This window comes from Ruegeria sp. HKCCD8929 (genome assembly GCF_013031405.1).
Taxonomy (GTDB): domain Bacteria; phylum Pseudomonadota; class Alphaproteobacteria; order Rhodobacterales; family Rhodobacteraceae; genus Ruegeria.
In genome coordinates this window covers 1-23944 of sequence record NZ_WPZY01000017.1, presented here as the reverse complement: position 1 = coordinate 23944, position 23944 = coordinate 1, and the positions used below count along the sequence as shown (strand labels likewise).

Sequence of the window (23944 nt, the reverse complement as noted above, 5' to 3'; positions counted from 1 at the left end):
CTTTCAAAGCGCCGATTAAACCCAAAATTGACCGTTTTTTGTGTGGCTCCATGAACGGGATCAGCACGGGTTCGTGGCCGCCTTACGCTCCGGCCCATCCGGTTACGATTCGACTTTTTCAACAATTTGTGAGAAGCTTGTGTCGCCTTTTCTGCTTGGAGAGTGGAGGGATGTTCCGGCTTCGGCTGTTTTGTTTGGTTATTTTTGTTTTAGGGCTTTGCATTGGGGCGCCTGTCGGTTTCGCACAAGGCGCCGAAGAGTCTGCGACAATTTCCGAGGGATCGACTCAGGCGGTTTCCCCGCTGCGAAAAACGCTTGCCTTGCTGGAAGAGGACGTCGCCCGAGCGCAATCCAACAGAGACAAATTGGTCGGCGACATTGCCAAGGCCGATGACGATCTGTCAGCGTTGCGCGCCCGGATCGCAGACGTGGACGCAGAGAGACAGGGTTTCACATCACGAATTGCCGAACTGGACGAGGCAGAGAGCCAGTTGGTTGCCGAAATCGAGGCGAACGAGGCCAAGATGGCCGAGCAGCAAGCCGAGATCGTTGACCTGGAGACCAGCGCACAGGCGGCCAACATTAGGCTTGCAGAACTCAACGTCCAGATCGAAACCGCAAAGGCGGAAGTTGGCGACCTTCAGCAGTTCAAGGCAGGCGAAGGCGATCCTGAGAACAGTGTAGATGTCGGCGATGCGCCCGCCGCCGAATTGCAGGCTGAAGCCAAGGACGCATTGGACGGGTTGCAAGAGGATGAGACGCGGCTGCGGGAAGAGTTGGAGGTGCTGATTGCCAGAAAGATCGGCCTGTCCACGGACGCCGCCGAGACGGCGGCAGCGATCGCATCGGCAGAGCAATCGATTCAGTCGATTCAGGCGCAAAGAGAGACAGCGGATGCCGATCTGAAAGCGATGGGCGAAGAGATTGCGGCGCTTCACGCCAGTGTTTCAGAGGCGGAAAAAGCATTAAAAATCCTGCACGACCAGAAAATGGCTGTCGAAGAAGGGATTGACCAAAGTGCTGAGAGCATTTCCGAATTGCAGAATAGGATCGCCGAGGCGGAACAGGGTCTGCCAATGCCCGCTGAGCAGGTCGCGGTTGCTGTTGCGGAATCGGAGCACACCAGAGGTGTCTCTTCGGATACGCAAGCCGAGAATGAGGAACTAGACGCCGAGATTGCCAAACGCCGTGAGGAATTCGAGAACCTTGCCGCAAAAATCGAGAAGGCTCGCGAAGAAGCCGCCGAGTCCGAGGCGATTTCCCAGAGACTGGCCCAACTGACGCAGGAACGTGACGCCGCCGAAGGAAGCCTGGCCGGTGTGCGACAGGAACTGGACGCGACACGGTCGGAGTTGGAGCAAACCGAAACTGCGCTGAATGCAGTGAAGAAAGAGCAGGCGGAGCGCTCGGAGGCGCTGCGGTTGGCCGAGGAGGAGGCCGCTGAAATTGGCGCTACCTCTGCTGAAACGCAAGCGGAGCTTGAGGACAACAAGACCCGCCTTGATGCAATCCGGGCCGAGACGGAGCAGACCGAGGATGCGCTCGCCGAGCTTGTCGACCGCCGCGATGCCTTGTCCGCCGAGCTTGCAGCATTGTCGGCGGAACGTTCGCTCGCCGAAAGTGCCGCCCAGACAGCGGGCGAGGAAAAGGCAGCGGCGGAAACCGCCTTGGCGGAACTGCAGGAAGAACTCGCCGCTCTGCAACAGGAAGAGGCCAGCGTTGGCGAAGTGATTGCTGACAAAAACGCCGTTGAAAAGGGTATCGTGCAGGCGCGCGACGAACTTCTGGGACTTAGGGCCGAGATCGCCGCCGGGAACTTGGAGCGTTCGAATGCACAGGAAAGCCTCGAAGCATTGCGATCCGAGGTGGCGTCCACTCGCGGTGAGCTTACCCGCAGCGAGGCCGAGCTTGCTGAATTGACCGCCAAAGTTCAGGAGGCGTCCGAGGAACTGCAGGCGGATGAGCAAACCCGGCAGGATCTGGCGGCGGCGCTCGACAAACTGCGTCAGGAGCGTGACGGTCTCTCAGACGAAGTCGCTACGTCGAAGGACGAGTTGGCGCAGTCGCAGCTCTCCATCACAGAGGCTGCCGCAACACTCAACGACCTGAATGCCGAGAAGGACGAATTGGAGGGCCAGCGGGCCGAACTTCGTGCGGCAATCGATGCGGACACGCAAGCCAAGTCGGAACTGGCCAAGGAGCTGGAGGACATTCGCCTTGAGCATGACAGCGCGGCTGCCAGCCTTGCCGAGATCATCAGCAAACGCGATACCGCCCAATCGGAACTTGCTGCGCTCGACGAGCGGCAGGCGGATACTGCGGCCACGACTGCAGCCGCAATCGAAGAGCGCGACCGGGTGGTAGCCTCGCTTCAGCAGACCTCCGACGACGCGGCGGTGGCGGAAGAAGAGCTGAGTGCGCTATTGCGTCAGTTGGATGGTCGCCGCACCGAGCTTGGCCAGTTGACCGCAGAAGTTGAAGGAGCCCGCGAGAGCGCCACCGAGACCGCGGCGGCGTCACAAGCTTTGGCGGACGTGAACACCCAGGTTGAAGAAGCCGAAGCCGAATTGCGCGCGATACAAGGCGATATCGCCCCGGCTCGGGAAGAGCTGGATCGCCTGACCGCCGAGGCAACAGAGGTCGAGTCCCGGCGGGATACAGCGGCCACTCAGCTTGCCGAGTTGGAAGCGGCCAAGGTCAGCGCAACTCAGGAAATCGAGGCTGTTCAACAGCAACACCTAGCCAATCAGGCTGATCTCTCGCAGTCGACGCTGAGCGCGGCGACTGCGCGGGCCGAGTTGGAGTCATTGCGTCTGCAAACCGCCGCCTACCGCGATGAACTGTCGAACCTTACGGCGAGTCTGGAAGAGTTGGAACGCCGCGCGGTCGAAGCCGATTTACGGGTCTCACCGCAATCCGATCAACCTCGGGAAGGTTCAGAGGCGGCCAGCCCAACGGTGGCGGCGCGTTCGACACCGTCTGTCGTGTCTTCGTCTGCATCGAACGCCGCCGTCCCCATCGAGATTGTCCGTTCGATCCTGATCGGTGCGCCGGGCCTGAACGACCTGCCCGAGGGAGTCATCAATGGCCTTGTCGCCGATTTGGCAAGCGGCACTTGCGCGACCGACGCATTGAGAGCGGCCACCGGAGAGATCAACCGGCAGACCCTGCTGCATTTGGTTCGGTCCGGAGAGATTTGTTAGGTTTTGTTGTTCTGAGGGAGGGTAAAATGGGTTTGATCAAGCTAGGGAAGGTCCTTGCCAGAAGCGGGGTTTTGGCGGCCTTGGGTCTTGTACTGCCGCTGTCCGCTTCGGCGTTCGAGCGCAACATTTTGACAGGTGGGCCGACGGGAACATATATCCAGATCGGGCGTGATATGAGTGATATTGCCTCAGCATGTGGCATCGAGCTCAACGTCCGCGAAAGCGCAGGATCGCTGGAGAATTTCCTTGGAGTGCGCAAACGCCGCCACACCCAACTGGGCATCGTCCAAAGCGATGTGCTGGAATACCTGAAAACCTATTCCAGCGAAGATCCCGAGATTGCCCGGGCCATTTTCGGCGTCCGCATCGCATTCCCGCTTTACAACGAAGAGGTGCACATTCTGGCCAAGCGCGAAATCACTTCATTGGCCGATCTGAACGGTCGCCGCGTGGCGGTCGGTGTCGAGGACAGCGGAACCTTTCTGACCGCTTCGCTGGTTCTTGATCTCGCCAGGGTTACCCCCGCCGAGCGCCTGACCATCAATGCCGACACGTCGCTGCAAAGGCTGCTTGAAGGCAGTATCGACGCGTTTTTCTACGTTGCAGGGGCGCCCACCAACATTTTCCAGAGCAACCAGATCGACCCTGATAAACTGCATCTGTTGCCGATCACCGATCCGACACTGGCAGCGGTTTACACACCTTCGCGGATCGAGGCTGGGACCTACCCGTTCCAGCAGGAAGCCATCGATGTCGTTGCGGTGAAGGCCGTTCTGATGACTTTCGAATACAACCCGGGGCGCAACGTCTATCATCGGCAAAGCTGCCAGGCCGTCTCAGATATGGCGTACCTCATCGTCAAACAATTCCAGACCCTGAAACAAGTGGGTCACCCGAAATGGAATGACGTGGACCTAAACGATATCCCGCCCGGGTGGAGCATCTCGGAATGCGTGAATTTGGGGTTGAGCGAAAGCTATGAACTCAGCTGCGGACCGGTGGCCGCGCCAGCACAGACCAGCATCGAAAGCGAGGCGAATGCCGCCTACCGCAACAGAATTTGCGCGGTGATTGGCTGTTAAGCAGTTGGGAGCGGTATCTGCCGGCAATGACGCCTGTCTTGGGCTGATTGCCGGCGCCTCTCGATAGCGGGTTAATGGCTTTCTTTGAGAGGGTCTGCACGCCGGCGTCCTTGCGGCCTTTCAAGCTCCACGGCCCACAACATCACACTCTGCTCAACTTGTGCTTCTCAAGCAGGTCAATGATCAGTTTTTTTGCGTTTTGCCTGTGGGCATGATGGACGAACGCGGCTTCATCGGCCCGGCCGGACCGGATGGCCTCGAAAACGCGGCGATGGTCTTCGTTGGATTTCACCGGAAGCGGCCGCATGAACAGTGTGACGGCGCGGGCGCGGCGCACCTGATCGCTCATCATCGCAACAATGGACTGTACCCTGGAGTTTCCGCCCAAACGGACCAGTTCCCGGTGAAACCGCTCGTCCGCTTCGGCCCAATCTTCCAGTGAGTGCTGGGTCAGGGCATTTTCCATGTCGTCGATTGCCTGCGCCAGGGCCTGCAACTCAGCCGGCGAGGGCGATCTTTCCGCAGCGCGTCGAGCGGCTAGGCTTTCAAGCTCGGTCAGAACGTCGTAGATCTCGCACATATCTTCGGGCGACACGGGCAGAATACGCACGCCCTTGCGTGGCCGGAGCTCAAGCAGCCCCTGGCTTTCAAGCATGAGCGCGGCCTCGCGAATTGGGGTGCGTGACATCCCAAGCTGAACCGCCAGCTCGCTTTCCAGATGATCCGAGCCTGCTGGCAACTCGCCGGTGAAAATCATCTGCCGCAGTTCCTGAACCGCGCGCTGAGTGTTCGACTGCGGTTTGACGTCCTGGTGTTTCAATGTGGCTCCAGCAAAATTTTCTGTCCGGTCTCTGCCGAGGTATAGATTGCCTCTTCGATGTCGATGACGCGCAGGTAGTCTTCTGCGAGGTTTTCCATCGGGGATCCATCCAGAAGGCCTGAAACCACATGCTTTTGCAAGGCGTGTACGCAATCCCCGCCAAATCCGTCCCAGCAATCAGGCGGCAGCAGACACGTCTCGAGCTCGGTCCCAAAGGGGCGTTGCCAGAGCGATCCGTCGCCGAGCAGCCGGATGGTTCCGTCCGAGCCCTCGATCAGAGCCTCTCCCATTGTCCGGCGATGATTGTCCGCGGCATGATCCAGATGCCGGTTGCCATCGAACAAGGCGCGCACGCCCTTTGGAAAATCGAGCATTACATAACCCGCGTCCTCTCCGGCGATATGGGGGTTCAACCGGCGCAGATCGGCGTAAACGGCGATCGGATCACCTAGCAGGAACCGGAACGTGTCGATCCAGTGAACGGCGGTCTCATGCACCAGAAAGCGGGGCATTTGCTGGAAATACGGCTGCCGGTCCAGATACGCATCACTCCCCTGACCGTCACCCGGGCGCAGCCGAAAGGTCAGCTGATGCAGGTCGCCGAGAATCTCAGCGTCAAGGGCGGTTTTCAACGCCCTGTACCACGGCTGGAACCTGAAATTCTCGTGCACCACGATGCGCACACCCCGCGCGGCAGCGAGGGCCGTCATCTCTTGCGCTTCCGCTCTGTCGAGGCAAAACGGTTTCTGACAGATCAGAGTTTTCACGCCCGCGCCCAGGGCGGTGCGGATCGCATCCGCATGAGCCACCGGTGGCAAGATGATGTCCAGTATGTCCGGGCGCTTATCCTCGAGCATGGTCGCCAGATCGCCATACGCGGGCAATCCGGTCGCCCGCGCCTTTTCGATGTCGCGATTGCACGAGCCGACCAACTCGACCCGGTCGATCCGCGACCAACTGCCGTAGTGGAACTGGCTGAAGTACCCCGCACCCACACAGGCAACTTTCAGGCGCGTGGTCATGATGCCCTCATCATCTGAGTAACCGCGTCTGCAGCAGCAAGCGTGCTGGCATTTCCGCCGAGGTCACGGGTGAGGACCCGCCCTTCTGCCACCACGGCTTCGACGGCCTGCCGCAACCGGGTTCCATCGTATTGCATTTCGGTGTTCCCGTGTTTCAACCCGAGCCAGTCTAGCATCATGGCAGCCGAGAGCATCATCGCAAACGGGTTCGCAATGCCCTGACCGGCGATATCCGGGGCCGAGCCATGGCAAGGCTGAAAAACGGCGTGGTCGAGCCCGATATCGGCTGACGGCGCCAGTCCAAGCCCCCCCATCAGCCCTGCGCCCAGATCTGACAGGATGTCCCCGAACATGTTCTCGGTCACGAGTACATCGAAATCCCACGGCTTCTGAACCATCCATAGGGCTGCGGCGTCCACATAGGCGTGATCGGCCACGATTGAGGGGCGCCGCATGGCTTCCGCGTCAAACAACCCCCGAAAGAAGGCGAAGGCGCGGAATACATTTGCCTTGTCGACACAGGTAACGCGGCCGGGACCACGCCCGCTGCTCTTTCTTGCGGCTGCCAGATCGAAGGCAAACCGAAACAGTTTTTCAGAGACGTCGCGCGTGATCAGCAAGGTCTCGCGGGCTTCGGTTTCTGTCACCTGCCCACAGCCCTGAGAGTGGAACAGGCCTTCGGTGCTTTCGCGAATAAGCACAAAATCAATCTCCCGGCCCTCCGGCAAGGTGAGGGGCCCGGCCTGACCGGTGCGTACTGTTACGGGGCGCACGCCGGCAAAAAGCTTCAGCGCTTTGCGCAGGTCGATCTGCGGGGAAATTTCCGTGCCGTCTTCGTAGCGGACGTCGGGCAGACCCATGGCAGACAGCAGAATCGCATCGGCCCGTCGGGCGATTTCCAGTGAGCGCTCCGGAAGAGATTCGTTTGTTGCCGCATAGTGACTGGCCCCGGCGGGCGCATAGGTGAAGCGCAGGTCATAGCTCTGCGCTGCCTCGGACATTGATTTCAGGATTTTCACTGTCGGTTCAGTGATTTCCGGGCCGATCCCGTCGCCGTCGAATACCGCGATTTTATAGTTTCCCGACATGTCCGACGCCCCTCTCTGATGTCCGTGCAGGCAGGTTTTCAACCAACTCCGCGTCAAAACGAATTGACAATGCATTGCTTAATGCATACGCAAATGAATGCAACAATAAACGCACAAATCGGGAGGGCGACAAAAATGAAACGTACGATTGCACAGCTTGCGGGGCTGGCAACACTGGTCACCGGGCTGACCGGAGGGGCCGCCATGGCGCAGGACTACCCTTATCGCGACATCACGACGGCGGTCGTTTGGGGTGCTGGCGGAGGGACTGACACGATCAACCGCATGATCATGGCAGAGATGGAGAAACATCTTCCTGTATCGATAAACGTCATCAATCAGACCGGTGGCGTCGCCGGGTCAAACGGAATGGTCTATGTGATGAACCAGCCGGACGATGGCTACACTCTGGTTGGACTTTCGGAATCCAATGTCACTGCCGCGGTCCAGGGCGGCTGGGACAAGAAATTCGACTATTGGTATCCATTCATCGTTGGCGGCTCGCCCGATCTGATTTCGGTTCCGGCCAACAGCCCCTACGACACACTCGAATCACTGGTGGAGGCCGCAAAGGCGGCACCGGGGACTATACCGGCTGCGGCGTCAGGGGCAGGCTCAATTCATCACCTGAATCTTCTTGCGCTGCAGAATGGGTCAGGCGCAGAGTTCAAGTTTGTCCCGTACAAGGGATCGGCGCCCGGACAAGAGGCCGCAATCGCGGGCGAGGTTGCACTGGTCGTGACGTCCTTGGCCGAACAAGCCGCCCTGATCGAAGGCGGGCAACTCAAACCGCTGGCCATGCTTACGCCGGATCCGGTGGAGATCGCGGGCACGACCGTTCCCTCGGCCTTTTCGATTTACGACGGGCTGGACAAGTATCTGCCGCTCAAGCAGGCAATCGGGTTTGCGGTGCATAACTCTGCATCGGACGATGTGAAGACCGCGCTGGGCGCTGCGTTTGAGCAGGCGATTGCGTCTGAAACCGTGGCCGAGTGGGCCGCCGCCAACAACTACGATGTCGGCGGGCAATACGGCCCCGAAGCGCAGAAACTGTTCTCGACGCTGGAAAGCACATTTGCCTACACGCTTCAGGAACTGGGCGCGGCCACGGTCGATCCGGCAACCCTGGGCATCGAAAAACCCTAAGAACGCGCAGGCAAGGATGTGGAGGGGGCCGCGAACTGGCCCTCTCCACTTCAAGGGGAGGGTTTCGTGAATTCATCCGATAACAAGGCAGTGATGCGCGCCCAGGATTTCTGGGCGGCACTGTTTCTTTTTGGGGTGGCTGCCTTCTTTATCTGGAGAACCACGTTCATTCCCCTCTTTGGTCACAACCGGGCGGGGGTAAGCGGCGCGGACTGGTACAATTCGGCCGCTTTGGTGCCGCTCGGGATTTTCGGTGGTCTGCTGGTTCTGTCGCTGGTTCTGCTCACGATCTCTATTCGCGAGGGCGGGGCCCGCAGCGCGCTGTCTGCGGCGGGCATAGGCTGGAACCGGGCAGAGGCGCATCGGTTCGCAACCTTGGCGGCGATCCTCTTTTTCTACATTGTCGGGTTGGTTCCCCGGGTGGATTTCATCCTCGCCTCGGGCCTGCTGATCACCGCCCTGATTTTCGGATACCACCACGGGCATGCGCGCAGAATGAGCCTTGCGGCGGCTGTTGTCGCATTTGCGGGCAGTTACGCGGTGGTGCGCAATCTGCCACAATCCGATTGGGGGCGGCACGATGACGACCTTGTGACACTTGCGCTTTGGATTTGCCTCACCCTCTGGGCGCTGGTTCAAGGGCGTGGCGACCGGGTGGCACGCGTCATTCCAGCTATCGCTGTCGCCGCGCCGCTGATCCTCGTCTGTGTGATGGCCTTCGGGTTCAGGCAGAACGTTCCCAATCGAGGCGGGCTGATTTTCGAACAGATCGAATATCACTACTACGTTTCGCTGAAACCGCTCTGGAGCCGCTGAGATGGAGTTCGTCTATTCCCAGCTCAGCGGTTTTGGAGGCGCCTTCATTGCAGTTGCTCTGGATCCTCTGACCTATCTCTATCTGGTCAGTTCCGTTTTCCTCGGGATCACGTTCGGTGCGCTTCCCGGGTTGACCGCAACGCTGGCGGTGACGATCCTGACCGGCTTTTTCGGCAACAAGATCCCGCTGGATTATTCCTTGATCGCTTTGCTTGGGGCCTATGTCGGCGCGATCTACGGGGGGTCATACCCGTCAATCCTGTTGAACATCCCCGGCACGGCGGCCTCGGCGGCCACGGCAATGGATGGCTACCCGCTGGCGAAATCCGGCAGAGGCGGAGAGGCGCTAGGCCTGACAACAACGGCGAGTTTCATCGGCACCCTGATCGGGACCTTTGCACTACTGGTATTTGTCTGGGTGTTGCTGCTCATCTCCCAGAACATCGCCAGCCCGGAAAAGGCTCTGCTCGCCCTTTTTGGGATACTGCTCTCGGGCACTTTGATGAGCGAGGATCTGGTGATCAAGGGCTGGATCGCGGGGCTGATCGGGTTGGCAATGGCCATGGTTGGGCTTGATCCGCTGCTCTCTGAACCGCGCTATACGTTCGGTTGGTCTTACATGCTGTCCGGGTTTCAGGTCGTTCCGGTTTTGATGGGGGCCTTTGCCGTTCCCCAGATCATCGAGGGCTTGCGGCACATGGAGCTTGGCCGCTCGGTCGCATTGCAGGGCCGCATCCTGCCCAACCTTCCCGCTATCCGGCGGCACCTTCCAACCATTACCCGGTCGGGTGTCATCGGTACCGGCGTCGGCGCCCTGCCCGGGGTGGGAGAGGACGTTGCCGGATGGGTCAGCTACGGTGTCGGCAAAACCGTTTCGAAGGATGGCAAGAACTTTGGCAAGGGTTCGCTCGAAGGGTTGCTGTCATCGGAAACCGCAAACAACGCCTGTATCGGAGGTGCGCTGATCCCGTTGCTGGTTCTGGGCATACCGGGCTCTCCGCCAGCGGCGGCGCTGATGGCCGCGTTCAAGATCAACAACGTGATTCCCGGCCCAACAATCGACCCTGCAATCATTCTGCATGTCGTGGCGATCCTTGTGCTGGCCTCGCTGACCATGTTCATTCTCGGCCTGTTTACCGCGCGAATCTTCATCAAGATCCTGCGCATTCCCCAGACCGTCTTTCTGCCGGTGGTCATGGTGCTGACCACCATCGGCTCGTTTTCTGTCGGCGGCGGGATCAACGATCTCTACCTGATGCTGGGGGTCGGGTTTGTGGCCTATTTCATGAGCCTCATGAAATACCCGATTGCGCCACTGGTCATCGGGGTCATCTTGGGCGGGCTGTTCGACGAGACCTTCCGCCGCTCGCTTTATCTGTCCGATGGCGATCCGCTCGCATTCGTATCCCGGCCGGGCGCCGGCATTCTGCTGGCACTGAACGCTGCACTTATACTTGGCCAAATTCCCGTCGCGCGCCGCATGTTCGGATCGCTCAAACGGAGACTGCTGTGATGTTTGCCGTAACCGTCACTTTTCGGGTTCACCCTGGCCGAATGGATGCGTTTCTGCCGCTCGTGGTCGAAAATGCGCGTGTCTCGCTTGCAGAGGAGCAGGGGTGTCAGCAGTTCGATGTTTGCCGCGATGGGGCCGAGGTGTTTCTCTACGAGATTTATGATGACCGGGCCGCGTTTGACGCTCATCTGTTGACCGAGCACTTTCTGGCCTTCGACAAGGCGGCGACAGATTTGGTTGCAGACAAACAGGTCAGGGTGTTTGGCGAGGTGATCCGATGAGCGATTGGGAAATCCACGCGGTCAGGTACGCGGACAGAAATGCGCGCACCCGCAAGGACAGTTTCATCTTCGATGACAACCACGATGCCCCGCATGACATGGACTATTTCATGTGGCTGCTGCGCCGCGGCGATCGCGTGATCCTTGTCGACACAGGCTATGACGATGTCGAAGCCGCTTTGCGGAACCGCCCGATCCGTCTGGACCCGCGCGCGGCACTTGCCCCATTGGGATTGGTGCCCGAGGACATAACCGAGATCATCGTGACGCATCTGCACTATGACCATGCCGGCGGGCTTGGCCTGTTCCCGAACGCGCATCTGCACCTGCAAGCCGCCGAGATGGCATATGCGACCGGTCCCTGCATGTGCCACGATACCTTGCGAGAGCCCTTTTCGGCGGGACATGTGTGTGAGGCTGTGCGACGGCTGTATTCCGGCAAACTGACCTTTCATGACGGCGATGCCGAGATTGCGGACGGCGTTACGGTGCACTGCATCGGCGGCCATTCCCGTGGTTTGCAGGCGGTGCGGGTGCGCACTCAGGCCGGTTGGATGGTGCTCGCGTCTGATGCGGCCCACTACTATGAAAACCTGTGGTTGCGGAAACCCTTTCCCATCGTGGTCGATCTTGAGGACATGCTGAAAGGGTTTTCAATGCTGGAAAGCCTGGCCAGCCGCCGGGAATTGATTGTCCCTGGCCACGACCCGATGGTGCGCCGCGTCTTTGGTCAAGGTGTGGCCGAACATATCTATCGCCTCGATCCTGGCCCGATCGCGGAGATCGAGGTATGAAGCTGGGTGTCATCGCCGATGACTTCACGGGCGCCTCTGACATCGCATTGACGATCGCAGAGGCCGGCATGACCGTGACCCAGTTTATCGGGGTTCCCGAGGCCACAGCGAACCCGGCGCTGGACGTGGGCGTGATCGCCTTGAAGTCGAGAACCGCGCCGGTCACGGACGCAGTGGCAAACAGTCTCGCGGCATGCAGATGGCTTATCCAACAGGGTGCCGAGCAAATCGTTTTCAAGGTCTGCTCAACCTTCGACAGCACACCGCAGGGCAACATTGGCCCTGTTCTTGAGGCTCTGGCGGAAGAGCTTGGAGCGGATCAGGTTATTGTTTGCCCCGCGTTCCCGGAAAACGGGCGCAGTGTGTACCAGGGGCATCTGTTTGTCGGCGACCGGTTGCTGAACGAAAGCGGGATGCAGGATCATCCGCTGACGCCGATGACAGACGCCGATCTTCGCCGCGTTCTTGCGGCGCAGACCAGTTGGCCTGTCGCGCATGTGCCGTTGCATGCAGTGTCTCAGGGTGCGCAGGCGATCAGGTCAAACCTTTCTGACACGGCGGCGATGGCGATCATTGACGCGATCCATGACGCGGATCTTCTGGCCATCGGCGCAGCCGCCAAGGGGCACAAGCTGTTGTGTGGCGGCTCCGGCATCGCGCTCGGGTTGCCGGCCAACTTCGGCGCATCAGCGCGTACGCCAAACTGGCAGCCTGTCACCGGACCGGGCGTTGTCATCTCGGGCAGTTGTTCCCGCCGCACCCGCGAACAGGTCGAGGCCTTTCGCACAAGGAACCCGGCATACGAAGTGACGGCCGACGCCGCGATTGCCGGCGATGTCACACCAGAGGGATTGGCGGACTGGGTTTTGATGCAGTCGGACACGCCTTTGGTCTATTCCTCGGCTGACCCGGATGTCGTGCGCGAGGCTCAGTACAAATATGGCCGGGAACTTGCGGCGCACGCTATCGAAACCCTGTTTTCCGGATGTGCGGCTGCTCTGGCAGACCGCGGTGTCACACGTTTCGTTGTTGCAGGAGGGGAGACCTCCGGCGCCGTGGTCTCGGGCCTGGGCGTGCATGCGCTTGTGATCGGCCCGCGCATTGCCTCGGGTGTGCCGGTTGTACGCGCAGCAGACGCTCCGATGGCCCTGGCGTTGAAGTCAGGAAATTTCGGGGACCGGGATTTTTTCCAGAAAGCACTTGATCTGATGGAGACCAGCTTTTGAGCGAAGAGGCACGCGCACGCGAGGACATCTGCAGGATTGCCAAATCCATGTTTGATCGGGGGCTGACGGCAGGCTCATCCGGAAACATCTCGGTGCGGCTTTCGGATGGGTCTTTCCTGATGACCCCCACAGGATGCTCGATGGGGTTTCTGGAACCCGCGCGGCTGTGCCGGCTGGATGCCGGGATGCGGTATCTGGATGGGGACAAGCCGACGAAGGAGGCACCGCTTCACGCTGCCTTCTATGACACACGCGCGCAGACCGGAGCGGTTGTGCACCTTCACTCAACGCATTCGGTGGCGGTGTCGATGCTGCCAGACCTTGACCCGGACAATGTCCTGCCGCCCCTTACTCCATATACCATCATGCGGCTTGGCAAAGTTAAGCTCCTGCCGTTTTTCCTTCCGGGGGACGCCGCGATGGGGGATGCGGTGCGCGGGTTGGCTGGTCGAAGGTCAGCTGTTCTTTTGGCGAACCACGGACCTGTAGTTGCCGGAAAAGACCTCGACGCGGTTGCTTTCGCGATCGAAGAACTGGAGGAAGCCGCCAAATTGACCCTGTTGACCCAAGGCTTGCACGTCAATCGTCTCAGCGAGCAGGCAGTCCAGGACATTGTCACCCAGTTCGACGTGGACTGGTGAGGCAATGGACCCACATTCGATCTTGCGGATGCAACATAGGCGTGCGCCGAGAACAGACATCAGACAAGCTGAGCTTCCGATAAGACTGCTGCCGTGAGTTATGGGACGGGTTTTCGCTATTTCCGAACATCGAAGGTGGAAAGACACTCAAGCCTTGTGGCCACGTTGCATGAGCCCTTATCAAGGCCTTTCAACATCTATCTGACTGACAATCCAGTCGAACACCGCTTGCGGGCCTTTGGATGTGCTGTCGCGGTCTCGGGACATCACATAGCCGGCTTCGCTGATCACCACGTCTTTCGAGGCCAGAACCAGAGAGCCCTGGTTTATCAGATCATCAACCAACCCAAGCCATCCCAACGCAATGCCTTCTCCGGCCACCGCCGCCTGCATGACCATGTCGTAGTTGTTGAAACTCAGATAATTGTGGGTGCGCTCGTCCGCGATGCGGAGGTTCTCAAACCACCCCTGCCAAGTTTGCCATTCCGCAGACGGTGGGCGTGACAGGCTCAGAAGCTGAGCTTTCAAAAGGTCTTGGGACGATCTGATCGGGCCGTTTTTCTTGAGGAACCCGGGGCTGCAAACAGCGGCAACCTTTTCTTCAAGTATGAGTATGTCATCCGCCTTCATGTTGCGTGTGGCGCTGACGTGGATCGTGATGTCGCAATCATCCGCATCGCTGCGCGGAGGAACCTGCGATGCCAATATCTGAATCTCTACCTTGTCGTGCAATTCGGAGCGTAGTTGAGACAAGCGTGGCAGGAGCCAGAACGTGGAAAATGCAAAGTCGGCCGATATACGAACTCGCGGTTTTTGTTTTCGCTCCAGCAGAGCGGCAACCGAATTCTGCATCTGTTTCATTGCGGGTTCGACGACCTTCAAAAGGCGCAATCCCTCATTGGTCAGGGTCACGCCCCGGTGCCCGCGTCTGAAGAGCAGAATCCCCAGATCGACCTCAAGCCCCTTGATCCGCTGCGAGACCGACGATTGCGTCAGCCCCAGTTCCTCGGCCGCTCCGGTAAAGTTGCCGTGCTGAGCAGCAAGAAAAAATGCGAACAGGTTGGGGAGGTTCTGATGCAGCTTCCCATTAGCCGTATTAATGTCAGCCATAACAAATGACCCTCTGCAAACTACACGAGATCTGTAGCACGTTTTGTAAACGAGATTGCTTGGAATATACTTCGACTGCGCGATAGGCGTGAGAAAACCATCAGGAGGGGCGGATGGCCGTAAAACCAGCGCTAACAGAGCTACCAATCGCAACAGCCGACAGCGGGTTCTATGAAGGCTTCAGTCGGATGGTGACGATCTGCTCTAAGATTCTCATCGGCGGCCTTGTGGTTTGGGCCATTGCCTTTCCCGAACAATCCGGCGCGGTCCTGAATGGCATCAATGGCTTCATTCTGTCTTCGTTTGGCGCCTGGTACATCTGGACGGTCACTCTGTTCGTGCTGGTTTGCATTGGTCTTGCCATCTGGCCTGCGGGCGGTCGTCTAAAGCTGGGGACCGAGGATGATGCGCCCGAGTTCTCCAATTTCTCGTGGTTTTCCATGATGTTTGGCGCTGGTATCGGTGTTGGTATGTTGACCTGGGCAGTTGCCGAGCCGGTCTATCATTTTAACAACAACCCGGAAGTGATCCAAGGGATCACAAATGGCGGAACCGCAGACAACATCCGTATGGCCTATAAATGGTCGTTCCTGCATTGGGGTCTGGGGGCATGGGCCTGTTACGCTATTGCGGGTCTAGCGCTGGGTTACTTCACCTATCGGCGCGGATTGCCGTTGACGATGCGGTCTTCTCTGACCCCGCTGTTTGGCAACCGTCTGTCCGGCTCGCCCGGCCATATTGTCGATATCGTTGCGGTTGTTGCGACGATCCTGGGTGTCGCCCAGACGCTCGGGTTCGGGGTTGAGCAGTTTGTCTCGGGCCTGACCCGGATTGGTATCGGGGGTCTGACCAATGACGCCGGGACTGCGAACACGATGGGTATCCTCGTGGCAATTGTCGCGATTATGGCTGCGTCCACCCTGTCGGCATTGTCTGGGGTGGGCAAAGGCATCAAATGGCTGTCCAACCTCAACATGGGCCTCAGCATTGCGCTTCTGACGTTCTTCCTGCTGTTCGGTTCGACTTTCTTCGGCTTGAAGGCACTGGTCGTGGGGATCTGGGATTACCTGATCGCGCTGCCGGACATGAGCTTCCGGGTTTGGACTGGCGATGGAAATCCCGATAGCGTTGCGACAAAACTAGAAGGCTGGCAGGGCGGTTGGTCTGTCTTCTATTGGGCTTGGTGGATTGCGTTTGCACCGTTCGTCGGCCTGTTCCTGGCGCGCATCTCGAAAGGCAGGACGATCCGCGAATTCGTCCTTGGCGCGATGATTGTACCGTCCCTGATGTGCTTTGTCTGGTTCACATGGGCCGGTGGCACCGCAATCGACCTGACGATGGAGCAGGTGGCCTCTGGTTCCATTGAAACGGTGACGGACAGCGAAATCTTTGCAGCTCCGGATGGCGACAAGATTTTTGCCATGACCAACTATATGCTTTCACCGATATCCCAGGTTGTGTCGTGGCTGATGGCGGTTCTGATTGTGGTCCTATTGATGACGTATCTTGTCACCACGGCGGACTCGGCGGTTCTGATTGTCAACACAATCAATGCGGCTGGGGATGAAGGCCCGAAAGCTCGCCCACATATCTACTTCTGGGGGATCGCTCTTGGTGCTGTTGTGGCTGCGCTGCTCTTGGTGGGTGGCCTGAAAGCCATCCAGACGGCGATGGTCATCGGAGCATTGCCATTCTCGCTGGTCATGGTGTTGCAATGCGTTGCGATCGTCAAAGCGATCTACAACGACGGGCGGCGGGAAAAGGCCGGTATCGCGACTACGTCACCAACGGTGTCGGCTGAATGACCGGCGTCCTGGTCGTGTATAATCTGAGCCTATCCGTCGCGCACTGTCATGGAGGAATCAAACATGCAATCTAGCAAGCTGTTGGCATTTAGCTGCGCTGCCGCGATGACGGCGATCAGTTCCACCGCAATGGCAGCAGATGTCGTCATTGGTGTCCCCAACTGGCCGTCCGTTCAGGCGACTGCGCATGTCCTGAAGGTCGCGCTCGAAAGCCGGCTGGAGCTGGAGGTCGAGCTGCAGGACGGATCCAACACCGAGGTTTTCGAGGCAATCGATGCGGGAACCATGCATGTGCATCCGGAAGCCTGGCTGCCGAACGTGGATCACCTGCGGCGCGAGTACGTGATCGCCAAGAAGACCGTCAAAATGCATCCCAGCGGTGCAACGGGAACGCAGGGGATGTGCGTCACGAAGGGCACGGCGGAACGCACCGGGATTTCAGAGCTGAAAGAGCTGAGAAATCCCGAGATGGCCGCAAAATTCGACACCGACGGCGACGGCAAGGGAGAGGTGTGGATCGGTGCTGATGGCTGGGGCTCGACCCCGATCGAGCAGATACGCGCTCGATCCTACGGTTACGACAAAACCATGACGCTGAAAATCATGGAGGAGGTTGCCGGGCTGGCCGAAGTGGACGCAGCGGTTGCGGCTGACAAGGACATCGTGTTCTTCTGCTACACCCCGCATTATATTTTCGCGGCGCACGACCTTGTCGTCCTCAAGGAGCCGGAGCATGACGCCAAGAAATGGGTGATCGTGCCGCCGTCGCCGACACCGGGGTGGCTGGAGAAGTCGAGTGCAGCCGTTGCATGGGACACAGCGCATCTGCATGTGAGCTATGCCACTTCTCTTGAGGAAACCCTTCCGGAGGTTGCGGCAATGCTATCCAATGTCACCCTGAGCACAGACACGTTGACCGCGATGACTTTCGCCCTGGCCGTCGAAAAGCAGAACCCGGCGGATTTCGCTGCGAAATGGGTGGAGCAAAACAAGACCATTGTTGACGGGTGGTTCAACTAGATGTTTGGTGCCGGATCGGCGGCGGATTGGTTGTGAACCGATCCGCACCGGTCCGGTCCTCCAAGCAATCCAGGTTCAACGCGGCCTACTTTTGGGCGACGCTTTTCGACATCGCAGGCCAGACTTGCGTCAATCCCAAAAACCAAGGGCGTCTCAGGCTCCGCCTGCTACGGGGAGAGCGACCATAGCTGACCCTCGGTAACTGCCTTTGGCGCCTTGCCGCGTTGCTTCCCGCAGTCGCCGATACATCACAGCGACAGAGACCGCCGGTCACTCTTTGGGGGGCGGCCTTTCGGACAGAGCGATGCCGCGCCAGACCAGCGAGAATATCCTCTCGACTTCATCGCTTTCAATGCCCTGCCGGCCCAATGCAACGCGTCGGGCCAACGTTATCGCAGGTGATGCAAGCACTGTCTCGATGGTTCTGACGTTCACATCGACCAATGTCCCGTCATCAACGCCTTGCTGAATCTCGGCCAAGACTTCCGCCTGAATTTGCCGGAGTTTCTCATTGCCGCTGAACTGAATGCGGGTTTCCGAATTCATGAGTTCGACGAACTGGAAGTCTTTCGGTAGACGAAAGCCGTAATCCACCAAGGCAAACCACATCGCCCGAAGGCGTGATGCCGCGATTCTATGTTCGGCCGCTGCCTCCATCATGGTGGAGTGAATGTCGCGCTTCACATCTAGGAAGACAGCAAACAGCAAATCATCCTTGCTGCGATGATATCGATAGATGGTTCCAACGCTCAACCCGGCGCGGGCCGCGATCTTGTTGACGGAAATGGCTGTCGATCCGATATGCGCCACTTCTTCAATAGTTGCCTTGCGGATATCCTTTGGTTTGTCGCCTGATTTGTGCCGCGCCAAGTTCAGCCTCCTCTGGATCGCGTTCTACTCTTATCAGCCACCACAGGCGACGGCCATTCAGTGATGATCGCGAATTTCATTGACAATGAGTAACTGCTCATTAATTACAGCCGCAACGGATTTAGCCACTGGCAAACAATCCGTTTCCTGCCGAAACAGGTCGAATGCACAATCCGGAGGAACTGCCCATGCCCAAAATTATTCTCATCACAGGCACGTCCACCGGTCTCGGCGTGCAGATCGCGGTTCAGACGGCAAAGGCGGGCCACAAAGTCTACGCCACAATGCGCGATCTCTCGAAGCGGGATGGGCTTGAAGTTGCGGCAGCCGACGCGGGTGCCGCCCTCGACATCCTTCAACTCGACGTTCAGGACAGCGAGAGTGTGACGGCCGCCGTCGAGCGGGTGATTTCAGCCGAAGGGCGCATCGACACGCTGATCAACAACGCGGGTGCGGGCTATGTTCGCACCACCGAGCAGGCGACCGAAGACGAGATAAACTGGGTTATGGATGTCAATTTCACCGGTGTTGTGCGCTGCACCAAGGCTGTGATCCCGCATATGCGGAAGGCACGGTCAGGTCATGTGATCACCGTGTCTTCGGTCGGTGGCCTTGTGGGCCAGCCTTTCAACGAAATCTACTGTGCAGCAAAGTTTGCCGTCGAAGGCTTCACAGAGGCGCTGGCCAGTTATGTCACCCCGAATTTCGGCATCGACTTCACTGTGGTTGAACCGGGCGGCATTCAGTCGGAATTCGCGGCAAATGTCATGAAACACGTCGAAGCGACGGGCGGGATGCTTGAGGATGAGTATCTGCCCATCTTGCACAAGTATGTTGGTGGAGCCCAGGCAAGGGCAGCGGGTAGCGGCATTTATCAGACCGCAGATGAGGTGGCCGCAGTCATCATGGAATGCGTTGAGGCTGAGGAGCCTCCGATCCGGCGACGCACGTCTGACTGGGCTGAAAACTTCACACGCTTCAAGACCGAACTCGATCCGAATGGGAAGAAGCAACAGGCTTCCGTGATTGAGCAGTTTTTGAGCTGAGACGCAGTGCTGCGGCCGGCACATGAGTCTCATGGCGCCGCGCTGAAGCTCTTCAAAGCGACACGGCCTTAGGGTCGTGTTGTGGCCGGCAGGACAGCAATATCAAGGCCAGGAACAGCAGGTTCAACACCACGTTGAACGGAGCGCCCACCATAACGGATGCTGTGCTGTCGGTGCAGAACCAGGTCCAGGCCACAATCCGGGACACTTTGGCGGCAGCATCGGGGGACAGCGGCGCGACGTGCGTTCCCAATGCCCAGAGCATCCCCCCAAGCCCTGCAGTCAGCCCGCCGGTGATGCCAATCAACAGGGGGACCGGAACCGCCAAATCATTCGGAACGCTGTGTATCGGCCAATAGGCCACCTGAAGGAAGATCCGAGCGAACGGATGCAAAAATGGCAGCGCCGCAAGGGCAAAAAGCACGCCTATTCCCAAAAGGATTCCGCCTGAAAAACGCATTGAAGATTGTTGTCGGGTCATGATCTTCTCCTATGTAATTGCATCCGTCATGCGCTTTGCAGGTGAGTCAAAGCAATTACCTCGGAGGTAAGTGATTTCTGACAGGGGCCGGGCTAGGGTCGTCTCATGATGCCCTACTCCGATCTTCTGAAAGAATGGCGCAAACGCCGAAGGCTGAGCCAGTTGGACCTCGCTGTCGAGGCAGATGTCAGTGCGCGCCACATCTCATTTCTGGAAACCGGTCGATCGCGACCCAGCCCCGAGATGATCCTACACCTATCCGAAGTCATGGATGTTCCGCTGGAGACCCGCAATCAGATGATGCGGGCCGAAGGGTTCGCTCCGCGTTATGCCAAGACACCGCTTGACGATGAAGCCATGGCCCCGATCCGGGATGCGGTCGCGTGGACGCTGAAACAACACGCCCCGTACCCCGGGATGGTTCTTGATCGCCTTTGGCGCATTGTGAAGTTGAACGACCCTGCCGAACGGCTTTTTGCGCCGCTGGGCCTTGGAGAAGGTCAGAGCCTTCTGACACTTCTAACCAGCCCGTTGATGGCGGAACTCGTGGAAAACTGGCCGGACGTGGCGCACTATACGATGCTGCGCCTGCGTGCCGAAAGCGCCACAGCAGGCGGACTGCCAGAATTGGAGTCTGCAGCGCAAGTCCTCGCGGCCCAGGCACGACCTTCAGGCGATGTCGTGAACGGACCATCTATTTTTACAGTCTATCGTTTCGGCGGCCAGCGTCTCTCGCTCTTCGGAACCATCGCGCAGTTCAGCACGGTCGCCGATGAGACACTCGATGACCTTAAGATCGAACTTTTTTTCCCTGCCGATGATGAGAGCGCTGCTTTTTTTGATAGTGTTCGATAATCAGAGAAGTGGCTCACGACAGATGATGTCGGCAGCGACATTCAGAGACTCACCAAAAAATCAGTGTCGAATTGATCGGTCCAAACCAGTACTCACTGGGGTTTGGCAGCGGGTTATGCAAGCGGTAGTGCGCTATCCATAGGTTGTCCCGACACATCATGGTGAGTTCGACCCGGCTCCGTCTTAGGCATACGACGAATGGCAGCAGTGCGGCCTGCGATCGCAGCACTTTAGTTCTGGGTCGAGTGACTGGTTTGGGCCGTCACCTTCGATGGCGCTTCGGGTAAAACAGGCAAAGTGTGATACAGTTCCTTTACCGATGCGCACTTACTCAATATTTTCAAAACATGCGGATTGCGAGGCTACTATGGCGAAAACACTTTGCTCGTACTTCACTATCTTGTTCGTTCTGATCGGCTCACAAGTCGCAGCGAAGCTTGCAATCGTGCCATCTGCAAGCCAATCGCCAGCTTCTTCGCGTGTTGTCTCGCTTGTAATTGGAAACGCTGACTATCAAGTGCTCCCGGAGTTGCAAAACACGACGAATGACGCTGAGGACATCGCCGACACATTCCGCCGACTGGGCCACGAGGTTTCGCTGTTGATCAACAGTAGCAACGCCGAGTTCCGAACCGCGCTCGAAGAGGTCAACGCAGTAGTTCGTCCAGGCGACACGGTTGTTTTTTACTATGCAGGCCACGGCGTCTCGATTTCCGGTGAAAACTACTTGCTGCCCGTGGATTTGACATGCGGAGAGGTTGATGGCTGCGACGACTCTGCGATCAGCGCCCAGGCCGTCACGATGAAACAAGTCGTTGACGCACTTCATGTTGAAGGGGCTGTCTTCATTGGGATCTTTGATGCTTGCCGCAATAATCCCTTTGAAACGGAAGCGGGAACCGGTGGTCTGACCCGGTATGACAGTACAAAAGTTGATAGCTTTCTTGTTTACTCGACGGCGCCGGGTGGTGTCGCACTAGATGGTGGTGGAAGCAACAGCCCCTTCACGGGGGCATTGCTGGAGGCTCTTTCTCGCGACCCGGCACGCGACGTCAGCGAAATCCTCAGGGATGTGCGTCGAAATGTTGTGCAGCAAACCGATGGACTTCAGATCCCATTCACCGTGGCCTCGATGTCGCGCGCCGTATCGTTTTTATCCGCGTCTTCGGATGGCACACAGCAATCTCAATCCTCGGATGATCCGGACGAAAAAACGCCCCCTCTCGTCAAATTGTCCAAGCGGTTGCAGGCCACGATGGCATTTGAACAACTTGGACCGACGCCTGACCGGGACGAACTCGTAGCTTGGCTTGCCCAGTACGAAAGCGTCCAGGGTGTGGACCCTCTGATTGAACGAACCTATGCGCGCTTGAACAATATTCTTACTCAAAATCTGGAAGTCGGATATGACGTGGCGGCATCTGACGGAAGCAAAGGTGGTGTTTATCGAAACATCGAACCGCCAGCCGAAAGTGTTCTATCGCGGCACCGGCGCAGGTTGGCATTGTTGATCGGCGTCAACGACTATCTTGAGCTTCCAGACAAACCGTCGTCAGAGAGCATTTTGGCCGATCTCAGCTATGCCGAGGACGATGCGCGCGCCTTCGCTGGCGTTCTGGCATCCGGGCGGATGGGTACCTGGGACACCGAATTGCTGGTCGGTGGGCGAGCTGCGCAACGCCGAGCGCAACTAAGCTTGAAGAAGCTGTTCTTCGATGCCACCGAAAACGATGTGGTTATGGTATTTTTTTCCGGCCATGGCAGCCGCGATTCGATTGAAAGGAATGAGCACTTTCTGATGTTTCACGACTCGCTGAGTGATGACGCTACAACCGGGATCAATTTTCGCACGCTTGAGCGGTGGATAGCGGGCAGCAAGGCGGGTCACATCATTGTAATTGTAGATGCTTGTCGAAGCGGCTTCGTTCCCCAGGGAGCAAAAGGGGACCTGCAAATGCCTGGCCAGGTCGATCAGGACAAACTGCTGAGCGTTCAACTTTCTAACAGCACGAACCGCGTGATAATGACATCGAGCCGGGGTGATCAAACCTCGTGGGAGGATGACTCACTCGGACAAGGGGTATTTACGCATTATCTTATCGAAGCACTACGTGGCGCGGCGCTCGAACAGAGCGGAGACGATTTCGTGGATCTCGGCGAAGTGTACAACTACACTCGCCAGATGGTTGTCGAGCACAGCGTGGGCGAAGGCGGCATGTCCAAACAAGAACCCTCGATCCGCGAATTGGAAGGAAAGGCTTTCTCGGACTTTCCGCTCGCGTACCGCTGATCGCAATGCTGAAAAGTATTTTCGACACCGTGTTGAAGGGGCTGACCGCCAAGTGGGCAAGCAGCGGTTTAGCAGTTCGCGCTGCCATCATCTTGGTCACGTTGGTGGTTGTTTTTTCCGTTGCGCGGATCGGAGGATTAGGTGCAACATCGACGCGCATTGCAAACCTTATTATGCCTTATCCAATACCAGTTCTAGACCGTGCCGCCCCGGCAGGCTACCTCATGATGCGCGCAGAAATCGCGGAGGCGAATGAAGGCTGGGCGGAACTGATACCCGGCGACGCATGCATGTCCAGCAGCAGACTACGCTTCACACTTGAAGTCACGGAACCGGGCTGGCTCACCATGTTCGGGCTATCGGCGTCGGGACGCTATGCGCTTCACCAGAACGGCTTTGCACCGATCCCAATTGAGGCGGGTGTGCTTCTGTATGGCGGAGCTGAACTCGATACTGAGACTGGAGTAGAAGTTTTTGGATTTCTCTTCAGCCCACGCCCGTTCTCCGCCTCCAAGGAAGTGGGTTTTGTGTTACCACATGCAGAAGTTCTGGAGACTCTACAATCGGGCAAAGGTGGCGCAACGTTGAGCGTCTTTTCGGATCTGCCCGATGGAATGGTCGGACAGTCTTTCTATTGCCGACATACCTCTTAGGCCGCTCAGTGTAAGGAGCGCGTTTCTGCAAGACATCTGAAAGCGCTGCGGCTGCTTCGATATCCAGTATCTGGCTGGAGCTCTGAGACGACTTCGGGCCGGTTCTGACTGTCGTACCGGTTTTTTTTGACCTTCCCCCCGATTTTCGGGCCATTGCGAACTGGAATTTTCCACCTTTGAAT

At 58.2% G+C, this 23944-nt stretch carries 21 protein-coding genes; 15 read left to right on the top strand and 6 right to left on the bottom strand.

Annotated elements, in window-relative coordinates:
* The first annotated feature begins 365 nt into the window (after positions 1 to 365).
* Both GOX53_RS20530 and GOX53_RS20525 read left to right on the top strand, forming a co-directional pair.
* Positions 366 to 3203 carry a hypothetical protein gene (locus GOX53_RS20530; protein WP_171179685.1) on the top strand — a complete coding sequence of 946 codons (2838 nt, stop codon included), beginning with the start codon at positions 366 to 368 and terminating at the stop codon, positions 3201 to 3203.
* Positions 3116 to 4285: a TAXI family TRAP transporter solute-binding subunit gene (locus GOX53_RS20525; protein WP_254446676.1), complete on the top strand. Its 1170-nt coding sequence runs from the start codon at positions 3116 to 3118 to the stop codon at positions 4283 to 4285. Before GOX53_RS20530 ends, GOX53_RS20525 begins: the two co-directional genes overlap by 88 nt.
* 142 nt (positions 4286 to 4427) lie before the next feature.
* Here the strand turns inward: GOX53_RS20525 and GOX53_RS20520 are convergent, their stop codons facing one another.
* Genes GOX53_RS20520 through GOX53_RS20510 form a run of 3 tightly spaced genes read right to left on the bottom strand, consistent with a single transcriptional unit; the run spans position 4428 to position 7215 of the window.
* Entirely contained in the window at positions 4428 to 5105 is a 678-nt protein-coding gene (locus GOX53_RS20520) for a GntR family transcriptional regulator (protein WP_254446673.1), read from the bottom strand.
* Positions 5102 to 6127, bottom strand: a complete 1026-nt coding sequence (locus GOX53_RS20515) for a Gfo/Idh/MocA family protein (protein ID WP_171179683.1) — start codon at positions 6125 to 6127, stop codon at positions 5102 to 5104. The genes GOX53_RS20520 and GOX53_RS20515 overlap by 4 nt, the downstream gene beginning before the upstream one ends.
* On the bottom strand, positions 6124 to 7215 hold the full coding sequence (locus GOX53_RS20510) for an isocitrate/isopropylmalate dehydrogenase family protein (RefSeq protein WP_171179681.1): 1092 nt from the start codon (positions 7213 to 7215) through the stop codon (positions 6124 to 6126). The genes GOX53_RS20515 and GOX53_RS20510 overlap by 4 nt, the downstream gene beginning before the upstream one ends.
* Positions 7216 to 7350: 135 nt before the next feature.
* Between GOX53_RS20510 and GOX53_RS20505 the strand changes: the two genes are divergently transcribed.
* The 7 genes from GOX53_RS20505 (at position 7351) to GOX53_RS20475 (ending at position 13632) form a co-directional block, all read left to right on the top strand.
* Positions 7351 to 8361 carry a tripartite tricarboxylate transporter substrate binding protein gene (locus GOX53_RS20505; RefSeq protein ID WP_171179679.1) on the top strand — a complete coding sequence of 337 codons (1011 nt, stop codon included), beginning with the start codon at positions 7351 to 7353 and terminating at the stop codon, positions 8359 to 8361.
* 66 nt (positions 8362 to 8427) lie between these two features.
* Complete coding sequence (locus tag GOX53_RS20500; protein WP_217351863.1) at positions 8428 to 9177, top strand: hypothetical protein; 750 nt, start codon at positions 8428 to 8430, stop codon at positions 9175 to 9177.
* 1 nt (position 9178) lies between these two features.
* On the top strand, positions 9179 to 10690 hold the full coding sequence (locus GOX53_RS20495) for a tripartite tricarboxylate transporter permease (RefSeq protein WP_171179677.1): 1512 nt from the start codon (positions 9179 to 9181) through the stop codon (positions 10688 to 10690).
* The gene (locus tag GOX53_RS20490) at positions 10690 to 10971 is read left to right on the top strand and encodes a putative quinol monooxygenase (protein ID WP_171179675.1); all 282 of its coding nucleotides are present in this window, start codon (positions 10690 to 10692) and stop codon (positions 10969 to 10971) included. The genes GOX53_RS20495 and GOX53_RS20490 overlap by 1 nt, the downstream gene beginning before the upstream one ends.
* Entirely contained in the window at positions 10968 to 11765 is a 798-nt protein-coding gene (locus tag GOX53_RS20485) for an N-acyl homoserine lactonase family protein (RefSeq protein ID WP_171179673.1), read from the top strand. Before GOX53_RS20490 ends, GOX53_RS20485 begins: the two co-directional genes overlap by 4 nt.
* Complete coding sequence (gene otnK, locus GOX53_RS20480) at positions 11762 to 12991, top strand: 3-oxo-tetronate kinase (RefSeq protein WP_171179671.1); 1230 nt, start codon at positions 11762 to 11764, stop codon at positions 12989 to 12991. The genes GOX53_RS20485 and otnK overlap by 4 nt, the downstream gene beginning before the upstream one ends.
* On the top strand, positions 12988 to 13632 hold the full coding sequence (locus GOX53_RS20475; protein WP_171179669.1) for an aldolase: 645 nt from the start codon (positions 12988 to 12990) through the stop codon (positions 13630 to 13632). Before otnK ends, GOX53_RS20475 begins: the two co-directional genes overlap by 4 nt.
* Positions 13633 to 13812: 180 nt before the next feature.
* Here the strand turns inward: GOX53_RS20475 and GOX53_RS20470 are convergent, their stop codons facing one another.
* A complete protein-coding gene (locus GOX53_RS20470; protein WP_171179667.1) occupies positions 13813 to 14889 on the bottom strand; it encodes a LysR substrate-binding domain-containing protein in 1077 nt (358 codons plus the stop codon).
* On the opposite strand from GOX53_RS20470, the gene GOX53_RS20465 reads away from it, so the two are divergent.
* On the top strand, positions 14856 to 16547 hold the full coding sequence (locus GOX53_RS20465) for a BCCT family transporter (RefSeq protein ID WP_171179665.1): 1692 nt from the start codon (positions 14856 to 14858) through the stop codon (positions 16545 to 16547). The genes GOX53_RS20470 and GOX53_RS20465 overlap by 34 nt on opposite strands.
* Before the next feature lie 63 nt (positions 16548 to 16610).
* The gene (locus tag GOX53_RS20460) at positions 16611 to 17567 is read left to right on the top strand and encodes a glycine betaine ABC transporter substrate-binding protein (RefSeq protein WP_254446671.1); all 957 of its coding nucleotides are present in this window, start codon (positions 16611 to 16613) and stop codon (positions 17565 to 17567) included.
* A 270-nt stretch (positions 17568 to 17837) separates the two neighbouring features.
* Here GOX53_RS20460 and GOX53_RS20455 read toward each other — a convergent pair whose 3' ends face one another.
* The gene (locus tag GOX53_RS20455) at positions 17838 to 18437 is read right to left on the bottom strand and encodes a TetR/AcrR family transcriptional regulator (RefSeq protein WP_171179663.1); all 600 of its coding nucleotides are present in this window, start codon (positions 18435 to 18437) and stop codon (positions 17838 to 17840) included.
* Positions 18438 to 18625: 188 nt separating this feature from the next.
* On the opposite strand from GOX53_RS20455, the gene GOX53_RS20450 reads away from it, so the two are divergent.
* On the top strand, positions 18626 to 19483 hold the full coding sequence (locus tag GOX53_RS20450; RefSeq protein WP_171179661.1) for an SDR family oxidoreductase: 858 nt from the start codon (positions 18626 to 18628) through the stop codon (positions 19481 to 19483).
* A 52-nt stretch (positions 19484 to 19535) separates the two neighbouring features.
* On the opposite strand, the gene GOX53_RS20445 is transcribed toward GOX53_RS20450, so the two are convergent.
* A complete protein-coding gene (locus tag GOX53_RS20445) occupies positions 19536 to 19964 on the bottom strand; it encodes a hypothetical protein (protein WP_171179660.1) in 429 nt (142 codons plus the stop codon).
* A 105-nt stretch (positions 19965 to 20069) separates the two neighbouring features.
* Here GOX53_RS20445 and GOX53_RS20440 point away from each other — a divergent pair, with 105 nt between their 5' ends.
* From GOX53_RS20440 to GOX53_RS20430, 3 genes are all read left to right on the top strand, one after another.
* Positions 20070 to 20819 carry a helix-turn-helix domain-containing protein gene (locus GOX53_RS20440; RefSeq protein WP_171179658.1) on the top strand — a complete coding sequence of 250 codons (750 nt, stop codon included), beginning with the start codon at positions 20070 to 20072 and terminating at the stop codon, positions 20817 to 20819.
* A gap of 367 nt (positions 20820 to 21186) precedes the next feature.
* The gene (locus GOX53_RS20435) at positions 21187 to 23109 is read left to right on the top strand and encodes a caspase family protein (protein WP_171179656.1); all 1923 of its coding nucleotides are present in this window, start codon (positions 21187 to 21189) and stop codon (positions 23107 to 23109) included.
* Positions 23110 to 23114: 5 nt separating this feature from the next.
* Positions 23115 to 23762, top strand: a complete 648-nt coding sequence (locus GOX53_RS20430; protein ID WP_171179654.1) for a hypothetical protein — start codon at positions 23115 to 23117, stop codon at positions 23760 to 23762.
* The last annotated feature ends 182 nt before the right edge of the window (positions 23763 to 23944 follow it).

What these genes read in the sequence shown, in the direction of transcription:
- GOX53_RS20515 (WP_171179683.1), bottom strand. Translation starts at nt 6,127, where the DNA reads ATGACCACGCGCCTGAAAGTTGCCTGTGTGGGTGCGGGGTACTTCAGC.
- GOX53_RS20510 (WP_171179681.1), bottom strand. Translation starts at nt 7,215, where the DNA reads ATGTCGGGAAACTATAAAATCGCGGTATTCGACGGCGACGGGATCGGC.
- GOX53_RS20505 (WP_171179679.1), top strand. Translation starts at nt 7,351, where the DNA reads ATGAAACGTACGATTGCACAGCTTGCGGGGCTGGCAACACTGGTCACC.
- GOX53_RS20495 (WP_171179677.1), top strand. Translation starts at nt 9,179, where the DNA reads ATGGAGTTCGTCTATTCCCAGCTCAGCGGTTTTGGAGGCGCCTTCATT.
- GOX53_RS20490 (WP_171179675.1), top strand. Translation starts at nt 10,690, where the DNA reads ATGTTTGCCGTAACCGTCACTTTTCGGGTTCACCCTGGCCGAATGGAT.
- GOX53_RS20485 (WP_171179673.1), top strand. Translation starts at nt 10,968, where the DNA reads ATGAGCGATTGGGAAATCCACGCGGTCAGGTACGCGGACAGAAATGCG.
- otnK (WP_171179671.1), top strand. Translation starts at nt 11,762, where the DNA reads ATGAAGCTGGGTGTCATCGCCGATGACTTCACGGGCGCCTCTGACATC.
- GOX53_RS20465 (WP_171179665.1), top strand. Translation starts at nt 14,856, where the DNA reads ATGGCCGTAAAACCAGCGCTAACAGAGCTACCAATCGCAACAGCCGAC.
- GOX53_RS20460 (WP_254446671.1), top strand. Translation starts at nt 16,611, where the DNA reads ATGCAATCTAGCAAGCTGTTGGCATTTAGCTGCGCTGCCGCGATGACG.
- GOX53_RS20450 (WP_171179661.1), top strand. Translation starts at nt 18,626, where the DNA reads ATGCCCAAAATTATTCTCATCACAGGCACGTCCACCGGTCTCGGCGTG.
- GOX53_RS20445 (WP_171179660.1), bottom strand. Translation starts at nt 19,964, where the DNA reads ATGACCCGACAACAATCTTCAATGCGTTTTTCAGGCGGAATCCTTTTG.
- GOX53_RS20440 (WP_171179658.1), top strand. Translation starts at nt 20,070, where the DNA reads ATGATGCCCTACTCCGATCTTCTGAAAGAATGGCGCAAACGCCGAAGG.
- GOX53_RS20435 (WP_171179656.1), top strand. Translation starts at nt 21,187, where the DNA reads ATGGCGAAAACACTTTGCTCGTACTTCACTATCTTGTTCGTTCTGATC.
- GOX53_RS20430 (WP_171179654.1), top strand. Translation starts at nt 23,115, where the DNA reads ATGCTGAAAAGTATTTTCGACACCGTGTTGAAGGGGCTGACCGCCAAG.